General features: G+C 76.1%; 8 protein-coding genes. 5 read left to right on the top strand and 3 right to left on the bottom strand.

Features of this window, described 5'->3' with window-relative positions:
- Positions 1 to 1,145, top strand: a 1,145-nt coding sequence (locus ABZ641_RS19535; RefSeq protein WP_359983343.1) for a phosphatase PAP2 family protein, incomplete at its 5' end; no start/stop codon positions are given.
- An 84-nt stretch (positions 1,146 to 1,229) separates the two neighbouring features.
- A complete protein-coding gene (locus ABZ641_RS19530) occupies positions 1,230 to 2,147 on the top strand; it encodes a LysR family transcriptional regulator (RefSeq protein WP_344625867.1) in 918 nt (305 codons plus the stop codon).
- 12 nt (positions 2,148 to 2,159) lie between these two features.
- Here ABZ641_RS19530 and ABZ641_RS19525 read toward each other — a convergent pair whose 3' ends face one another.
- Together ABZ641_RS19525 and ABZ641_RS19520 are read right to left on the bottom strand one after the other, a co-directional pair.
- Positions 2,160 to 2,801 carry an SMI1/KNR4 family protein gene (locus ABZ641_RS19525; RefSeq protein ID WP_359983340.1) on the bottom strand — a complete coding sequence of 214 codons (642 nt, stop codon included), beginning with the start codon at positions 2,799 to 2,801 and terminating at the stop codon, positions 2,160 to 2,162.
- A 66-nt stretch (positions 2,802 to 2,867) separates the two neighbouring features.
- A complete protein-coding gene (locus tag ABZ641_RS19520; RefSeq protein ID WP_344625865.1) occupies positions 2,868 to 3,446 on the bottom strand; it encodes a TetR family transcriptional regulator in 579 nt (192 codons plus the stop codon).
- Positions 3,447 to 3,516: 70 nt separating this feature from the next.
- On the opposite strand from ABZ641_RS19520, the gene ABZ641_RS19515 reads away from it, so the two are divergent.
- On the top strand, positions 3,517 to 4,110 hold the full coding sequence (locus tag ABZ641_RS19515; RefSeq protein WP_344625864.1) for a dihydrofolate reductase family protein: 594 nt from the start codon (positions 3,517 to 3,519) through the stop codon (positions 4,108 to 4,110).
- Positions 4,111 to 4,213: 103 nt separating this feature from the next.
- Here the strand turns inward: ABZ641_RS19515 and ABZ641_RS19510 are convergent, their stop codons facing one another.
- Positions 4,214 to 6,157: an ABC transporter permease gene (locus ABZ641_RS19510; RefSeq protein ID WP_359983336.1), complete on the bottom strand. Its 1,944-nt coding sequence runs from the start codon at positions 6,155 to 6,157 to the stop codon at positions 4,214 to 4,216.
- A gap of 148 nt (positions 6,158 to 6,305) precedes the next feature.
- Here ABZ641_RS19510 and ABZ641_RS19505 point away from each other — a divergent pair, with 148 nt between their 5' ends.
- Complete coding sequence (locus tag ABZ641_RS19505; RefSeq protein ID WP_344625862.1) at positions 6,306 to 7,664, top strand: sensor domain-containing protein; 1,359 nt, start codon at positions 6,306 to 6,308, stop codon at positions 7,662 to 7,664.
- Between the two features lie 14 nt (positions 7,665 to 7,678).
- Positions 7,679 to 8,154 (top strand): response regulator transcription factor (locus ABZ641_RS19500; protein WP_359983346.1); only part of this gene is annotated, 476 nt, incomplete at its 3' end.

Raw genomic sequence — 8,154 nt, 5'->3', positions numbered from 1 at the left:
TCGGCCGCCTCGGCCGCAGACCCGAGGACCGGGCGCTGTGGCCGGTCGTTGCCGTCACCGTCGCCCTGCTGTCCAGCAGCATGCTCGACCCGCAGATCGAACCGGTGACCACCTTCCTGCTGCGCGGCGCCGCCCCGCTGACCGCCGCCGCGGCCGCCGCGCTGCTGCCCTTCCGCCGCACCACCGACCCGCTCTGGACGCTGCACCGCACCCCCGCACCGACCCCGCACCACCCCTTCGGCCGCCGCCGGCTGCCCCTGCTGCCCGCCAAGCTGCGCCCGGTCAGCCGGCCCAACCTGCTGATGGAACTGCTGTTCATCCAGGTCGGCTACGGCATCTACACCAAGATCCGCAACGCGGCGCCGAACCGGATCGAGTCCGCCGTCGAGAACGCCCGCGACATCTACGGGGCGGAGAGGTTCCTGCGGATCGACGTCGAACGGGCGATCAACGGCTGGGTGCTGCACACCCACGGCATGCTCGACCTCTCGCTGCAGTACTACAAGACCTTCCACCTCATCGGGCCGCTGGCCGTGCTCGGCTGGCTCTACCTGCGCCACCCCCGCCGGTACCGCACCAGCCGCACGGTGCTCTTCACCGCGACCGGCCTCGCCCTGCTCGGCTTCTGGGGCTACCCGCTCGCCCCGCCCCGGCTCACCCCCGGCCTCGGCCTGCGCGACAGCCCGTACGGCGGGCCGGACGGCTCGCCGCTCGGCGCGCTCACCGCCCTCACCAACCAGTTCGCGGCGATGCCCTCGCTGCACTGCGCCTGGGCGTTCTGGTGCGCGGCGGCGGTGATCGCCGCGACCCGGCGGCGCTGGGTGTGGGCCGTCGCGGTGCTCTACCCGCTGCTCACCCTGTTCGTGGTGGTCGGCACCGCCAACCACTGGCTGCTGGACGCGGCCGGCGGGGTGGCCGTCGTCCTCGCGGGCTGCCTGTTCCAGTACGTGCTCACCGGCCGGCGGATGTTCGACCGCTCGGCCGCACTGGCGGCCAGGCTCCGCGCTTGGTCGGGCCGGCCCGGGACCGACGGGACGCCGACGCCCGGCACCGGCACCGGATCCGCGGTCGACCGCCACCCGGCACCGGCTCCTCCGCCGCCCGCCCCGAGCACCGAACCCGCCGAACGCCGCCGGGACCCCTGAGCCGCTTCGCCCGGCACGGGCCGTTGCGGGAAGGTGTTCAGGGCCGCGGAACGACGGGCTCCGCGCCGCTGGCAGAATTGAGCCGTGATCGACGCACGACGGCTGCGGACCCTGCGGGCCGTGGCCGACCACCGCACCGTGACGGCCGCCGCGGCCGCGCTGTACCTCACCCCCTCCGCCGTCTCGCAGCAGCTCGCCGCGCTCGAGCAGGAGACCGGCCACCACCTGCTCGCCAGGGACGGCCGGGGTGTACGGCTCACCGCGGCCGGCGAGATCCTGCTCGGCCACGCGGACGCGGTGCTCGCCCAGCTGGAACGCGCCGAGGCCGACCTCGCCGCCTACAGCGCCGGGGTCGCCGGCGAGGTCACCGTCGCCGCGTTCGCCACCGGCATCGCGCTCGTGCTGGCCCCCGCGATCACCGGGCTGGCCGCCGCGGCCCCCGGCGTCCGGCTGAAAGTCCTCGACGCCGAGGGCGACGCCAGTCTGCCGATGCTGCTGGACGGCCAGGCCGACATCGCCGTCGCCGTCGAGTACCGCGGCGCCCCGCGCGCCGACGACCAGCGGCTGACCCGGGTGCCGCTGTACGCCGAGCCGTTCCGTGCCGTCCTGCCGCTCGGCCACCCGCTGGCCGCCGGCGAGGGCCCCGTCCCGGTCGCCGACCTGGCCGCCGAGCCGTGGATCGGCCCCTACCCCGGCAACCCCTGCCACGACGTGGTGCTGCTCGCCTGCGAGCACGCCGGGTTCCAGCCCCGGCTGGTGCACTCCTCGGACGACTTCCGGGCCGTGGTCGCGCTCGCCTCCGCGGGCGCAGGCGTCGCCCTCGTCCCGCGCTCGGCCCTGCCCGGCGCCGACCTCTCCGCGGTGGCCGTCCGCCCGGTGGACACCGAACTCGCCACCCGCAAGGTCTTCGCCGCCGTCCGCGCCGGCGCCGAACACCACCCGCTGATCGCCCCCGTCCTGACCGCCCTCACCGACGCCGCCCGCAGCCTCGACAACCAGTGACCTGCGGACGGCTCACCCCGGGCCCACCGGGGCCGGGGTGAGCGGTTCGCCGTTCAGGGACGGGCGGTCCCCGGCGCAGTCCCACCACAGGTCGCCGTCCGCGGTCAGGTAGGGGTGGTACGTTCCGCGGACGCCGCCGCCGTGCCACAGGGCGCGGGACACCTCGTGCAGGTACGCGGCCAGGCCCGGCCAGGCGCCGGAGAAGTCACCGCCACCCGAGTGGCCGGCCCACCCCAGCCGGCCGGAGCCGGGGCCGGGGCGCAGGTCGATCACCTGGACGCCGCCGTCGGCGCTCTCGGCCCAGGGCACCCACAACGGGTGCCACCAGGGCTCGTCGTCCCAGGGACGCGTCACCAGTCCGTCGGTCCCGGCCGCGGTCTCCAGACGCATCCGCCCGTGCTCGGCGATGTCCGCCGCGCCGAGCGGCGACTGCTCCGGCAGCAGGCCGGTCCACCCGGTGGCGCCGTCGTGGCAGCCGAGCGACTCGCGCAGCTCGACGGGGAACGGCACTCCGAGCGCCCGCTCGGCCGCCTCCACCGCGTCCGCACCGGCCGGCGGACGGAGCGCCGCCGACGCGGCCGGGGCGTGCACCGCCGGCCAGGCGTCGATCCGCCGCCACGAGGCCGTCACCGACCCCTCCGGGTGCTCCGTCATGCGTCCGTCCTCTCGGGGGAGCCCGTTCAGGGCGGCCGGCCGGCCGCGGTGCGGGTCGGGGCGCCGCTACCGGGGCGGGACGATGCGGTCCACCGCGGCGGCGACGAGTTCGTCGCGCTCCTGCGGGGTGAGCACGTCGGGCAGGGTGAGCTGTTCGACGATCAACCAGTTCAGGGCCAGGTAGAGCAGTTTGACGGCCGTGGCGTCGCCGGGCAGGCCGGACGCCAGGTGGTAGGCGACGTTGGCGTCGAGGTCTGCGCGGACGCGCTCGGTGAGGACCGTGCGCAGTTCGGGGCGGCGGGTCGCCTCCAGCCGGAGTTCGAGCAGCGCCAGGTAGCCGGTGCGGAAGGACGAGACGCGGGCCACCAGTTCGCGCATCAGCTCGGCGTAGGTCTCGCGGTCGCGCTCGGCCGTGCGGTGGCGGGTGACGGTGGCCTCGTCGGGCTGGAGCCGCTCGTAGACGCGTGCCCCGGCCTGGGTGAGCAGGTCGTCGCGGTTGGCGAAGTAGTTGGAGGCGGTGCCGGCGGGTACGGCGGCCTCCGCGTCGACGGCCCGGAAGGTTAGGCCCCGTGCGCCCTCCCTCGCCAGCACCTCGATCGCGCCGTCGACGAGGGCGGCCCGCCGCTGGTCGTTCCGTCTCACCATTGACACCACTCCAGGCGTAGTACTATGTTGAAACCACTTCAATCAGAGTACTACATGTGGAGTCATCAGAGTGCGAAAGCTCGTGTACTACGTTGCCGTCACCCTCGACGGCCGCATCGCAGGCCCCGGTGGCGAGTACCACTTCTTCCCCCAGGGGGACGAGGAGCAGGCCGCGGCCTACACCGCCTGGACCAACACGCTCTACCCCGAGACCGTCCCGACCGTCGCGCGAGCCCCCCTCGGGCTGGCCGACGCGCCCAACCGGCGCTTCGACACCGTCCTCATGGGCCTCGGTGCCTACCGCCCCGCCCTCGACGCGGGCATCACCAGCCCCTACGCCCACCTGCGCCAGTACGTGGTGTCCAGCACCCTCGCCCCCGACACCGACCCGGCCGTCACCGTCGTCCCCGGTGACCCGGTCGCCCTCGTCCGGGACCTCAAGAAGGAGGAGAGCGGCAGCCTCGACATCTGGCTCTGCGGCGGAGGCAAGCTCGCCGGAGCCCTGCTCGGCGAGGTCGACGAACTGCTGATCAAGAACTACCCGGTGGTCGCCGGCGCCGGCATCCCTGCCTTCGACGGCACCTTCGACCCGACCGTCTTCGACGTCGCCGAACGCACCGCCTTCCCCAACGGCATCACCCTCACCCGCCTCGTCCGCCGCTAGGAGCCGTCTTCCATGGGCGCTCGGGTGGTCGATCCGGGTGCCCCCAGCGCCCCTGTGCGGCATCCGTACGCCTTCGAAGACACGTCCTACAGGCCTCCCGTGCCTACCCCCGGGCCGCGTCCACCGGGCGGGGGCGGAGGGTGCGGAGGGCGGCCAGGGCCGCGCCGGGGGCGGCCAGCAGGAGGCAGGCGGCGGTCACCGCGCCGACCGGCCGCCAGGGAAGCACCAGGGGCGGGGGACTGCCGAGCAGGGCCAGGGCGGCGTTCATCGCACCGAGTTGGACGGCGGCGACCGCGCAGCCCAGCAGGGCGCCCACCGCCACCACGAGCAGCGACTCGCCGGTCACCAGCCCGACCACCTGCGTCCGGGTGGCGCCGGTGAGGCGCAGCAGGGCGAGTTCCCGGCGGCGGTCGGCGGTCGCCATCGCGAGGATGTTGACGAGCGCGATGCCGGTGTACGTCAGTGCGAGGCCGAGGACCAGCACGATCCTCAGCCGGGCGGTCCGGCCGTTGGCGGGGGCGGTGGCGGCCAGCCACCGTTCGCGGGTGTCGACCCGGGCGCCGAAGCGGGCGGCCGTGGCACGCAGCCCCGCCTCCAGCGAGACCCGGTCCGACCCGGGGGCGGACCGGACGTCGATGCGGTCCGTCCGGGATCCGGGAGCGTTGGCGGCGGTCACGTACAGGCCGTTGTCGCCGAGTCCGTCCCGCAGGACGGCGGCGACCCGCAGGGTCACCCGGCGGCCGTCCGCGAGGACGACCGGCACCGGGTCGCCGACGGCCCGGTGGCCCCACTCCAGCGGCAGCACGATGCCGTCGTCGGTGAGCGCGGCCACCGATCCGGCGACCACCGGCAGCCGGGCCACTCCGGCCAGTGCGGCGGGATCGGCCGTCCGCGCCTCGGAGCGCACCGCGTTGCCGTCCGGCTCGACCAGTGCGAGCCGGGTCGGTCCGGTGGGGGAGACGACCGCCCCGGGAAGCGTCCGCAGGGACTCGACCAGCCCCGGGCGGCCCACGCCGGGGGTGTCCGTACCGGGGGTGTCCGTACTCGGGGTGTCCGTACCGGGGGTGAGGACGAAGTCGGCGCCGGTCCGCGCCCGGGCCTCGGCCGTCCGGGAGGCGCTCACGGTGTCCACGGCGCCGGCCAGCGAGCCGGTCAGGGCGACCGACACCAGCACCGGCGCGGCGATCGCCCCGGTGCGGCGCACCGCGGCGGCGGCGTTCTCCCGCATCAGCCGGCCCGACCAGCGGGACAGCCGGGCCGGCAGCCGGCCGAGCAGGCGCAGCAGCGGCCGGGCGAGGGCGGGCGCGAGCAGCCCGCAGGCCGAGACGAGCACCATCGGCCGGACGGTGTAGGTCTTGCGGTGCAGCAGGCCGACGGGGTCCGTGAGCAGGGCCGAGCCGATCAGCCCGGCCGCGGCCGCCAGTAGCCCGAGGCCCCAGATCCAGCGCCCGGTGGTCATCACGCCGGTGTCGAGGTCGGCGCTGCGCAGGGCGTCCAGCGGGCCGAGGCGCCCGGCGCGGCGGGCGGCGACGAGGACGCCGCCGAGGGCGACCAGCAGGCCGGTCAGGAAGGCGGCGGCCAGGGGCCAGGTCCGCTGGTCGACGGTGAACCCGGGCGGGGCCATCCCGACCTCCGTCAGCCACCGCACCGCGGCGGGCGCGCCGAGCCGTCCGAGCACGCACCCGGCGGCGGAGGCGACGGCGCCGACCACCAGCGCCTCGGCCAGTACCGCGCGCCTCACCTGGGCGCGGGTGGCGCCGGCCAGCCGCAGCAGTCCGAGCTCGCGACGGCGCTGGGCCACGGTGTAGGCGAAGGTCGAGGCGACGACGAACGCCGAGACGAAGGCGCTCACCCCGCCGGCGGTGCCGAGCGCGGCGACCAGCGACACCATCGCCTCGCCGCCGCCCCCCGGCCAGGACACCGCGGTGGCCAGGCCGAGCAGCATCACCGCCGTCATCGCCACTCCGAGCGCCAGGGCCGTGAACGCACCCAGCAGCGACACCCAACGCACCCTCAGCGACCTCAGCGCGATCCGCATCATCCTCATGCCCTCCAGCCAACCGCCGGCCAGCGGGCCGGATCAGCAGGCCGGGGCCCACCTTCCGAGGTAGGGCCAGCCCTACCGCACGGGCCGCCGGGGCCGCCTAGGGTGGGGCGGAACCAGGCGGGCGACGGGACGGCGGAGGGGCGGCGGGATGGGTACGGACGGGCGCGGCGGTGCGCCGTGGCAGGCGTTGGCCCGGCCCGGATTCCTGCGCGGCGGGCTGCCCTGGCGGGCCGCCGGCTACCTGCTGGCCTCCGGGACGGCCGGGCTGCTGCTCTGTGCGGGGCTGCTGCTGGCGGGGACGGTCGCCGGTGCGCTCGCCGTCCTGCTGGTCGGGCTGCCCCTGCTGCTGGGCCTGGGTCTGGTCGGGGTGCCGTTCGCGGCGTGGGAACGGCGGCTGGTCCGGCTGCTGGACGGCGCGCCGGTGCCCGGCCCCCACCAGGTGCCGGCCCGCCCGGGTCTCCCGGCCTGGCTGCGGCTGCGTTACCGCGAGCGGGCGACCTGGCGGGAGCTGGGTTTCGCGGCGCTCGCCGCCTTCGTGCTGTGGCCGATCGACCTGACCGTCGCGGGTTGCGCGATCGCGGTGCCCGGCTACCTGCTGGCGGCGCTGCCGCTGCTGCTGCTCGACGGCGAGCAGGTGAACGTCCTCAAGCTCTGGCAGGTCCACTCCCCGTACGTGGCGGCGGCGTTGGGTGTCGCCGGGGTGCTGGCGGCGGCACTGCTCGCCTATCCGCTGACCGCGGTGGCGGCGGGGCGGGCCGCACTCGTGCGGGCGGTGCTGGCGCCGGGCGGCCAGGAGGCGCGGATCGGCGAACTGGTCCGCTCGCGGGCCCGGTTGGTGGACGCCTTCGAGGCGGAACGGCGCCGGATCGAGCGGGACCTGCACGACGGTGCCCAACAGCGCCTGGTCGCCCTGGCGATGACGCTCGGACTCGCCAGGCTGGACGCGCCGCCCGGCAGCCCGCTCGCCGACCGGTTGGCGCAGGCGCACCGGGAGGCGGGGGACGTGCTGGCCGAGCTCAGGGAATTGATCAACGGCATCCATCCGCAGGTGCTGACCGACCGGGGTCTGCCGGACGCCTGCGCGGACGCCGCCGACCGGTCGCCGGTGCCGGTGGACGTCACCTTCGCGCTGCCCGGTCGGCTGCCGGCCGCGGTCGAGTCGGCCGGCTGGTTCGCGGTCACCGAGGCACTGGCGAACGTCGCCAAGCACAGCGGTGCCCGTTCCGCCCGCGTCGACGGGCGGTACGCCGACGGGCTGTTGACCGTCGAGGTGTCGGACGACGGACGCGGCGGCGCCGATCCGGCGGGCGGCACCGGTCTCACCGGGCTGGCCGACCGGGTCTCCGTGGTCGACGGCACCCTGACGGTGAGCAGCCCGCCCGGAGGCCCGACCCTGCTGCGCGTGGAGATCCCGTGCACCCCGATCGGCCCGCGTGCCGAGGACCTCACACGCACCTCGGGCCTCACGCCCACCCCGGGCGGCCCGCACACCCCGGACCGCCCGTGAGGCCGCTCCGGGTGGTGCTCGCCGAGGACGGCGTGCTGCTGCGCGAGGGCCTGATCGGCCTGTTGGAGCGCTTCGGCCACCAGGTGGTCGCCGCGGTGGGGGACGCCGGGGCGCTGAGCGCCGCCGTCGACGAGCACGTGCCGGACGTCGTCATCACCGACGTGCGGATGCCGCCCGGGCAGACCGACGAGGGCCTGCGGGCCGCCGTCGCGCTGCGCGCCCGGCGCCCCGGCCTGCCGGTGCTGGTGCTCAGCCAGTACGTGCAGCGCTCGTACGCCGCCGAGCTGCTGGACTCGGGGGACGGCTCCGGCGTCGGGTACCTGCTGAAGGACCGGATCGGGCAGGTCGAGGAGTTCGTGGCGGCGGTCGGCGCGGTGGCGGCCGGCGGCACCGTGGTGGACCCGGAGGTGGTGCGCCAGTTGCTGCGGCGCCGGCGCGACCCGCTGGACCGGCTGACGCCGCGCGAGCGGGAGGTGCTGGCGCTGATGGC

Origin of the sequence: Kitasatospora sp. NPDC007106, assembly GCF_040634455.1 — a bacterium.
In the GTDB taxonomy this organism is placed as follows: Bacteria; Actinomycetota; Actinomycetes; order Streptomycetales; family Streptomycetaceae; genus Kitasatospora; species Kitasatospora arboriphila.
The sequence above is the reverse complement of the archived record's forward strand: the minus strand, read 5'-3'. Positions and strand labels throughout refer to the sequence as shown.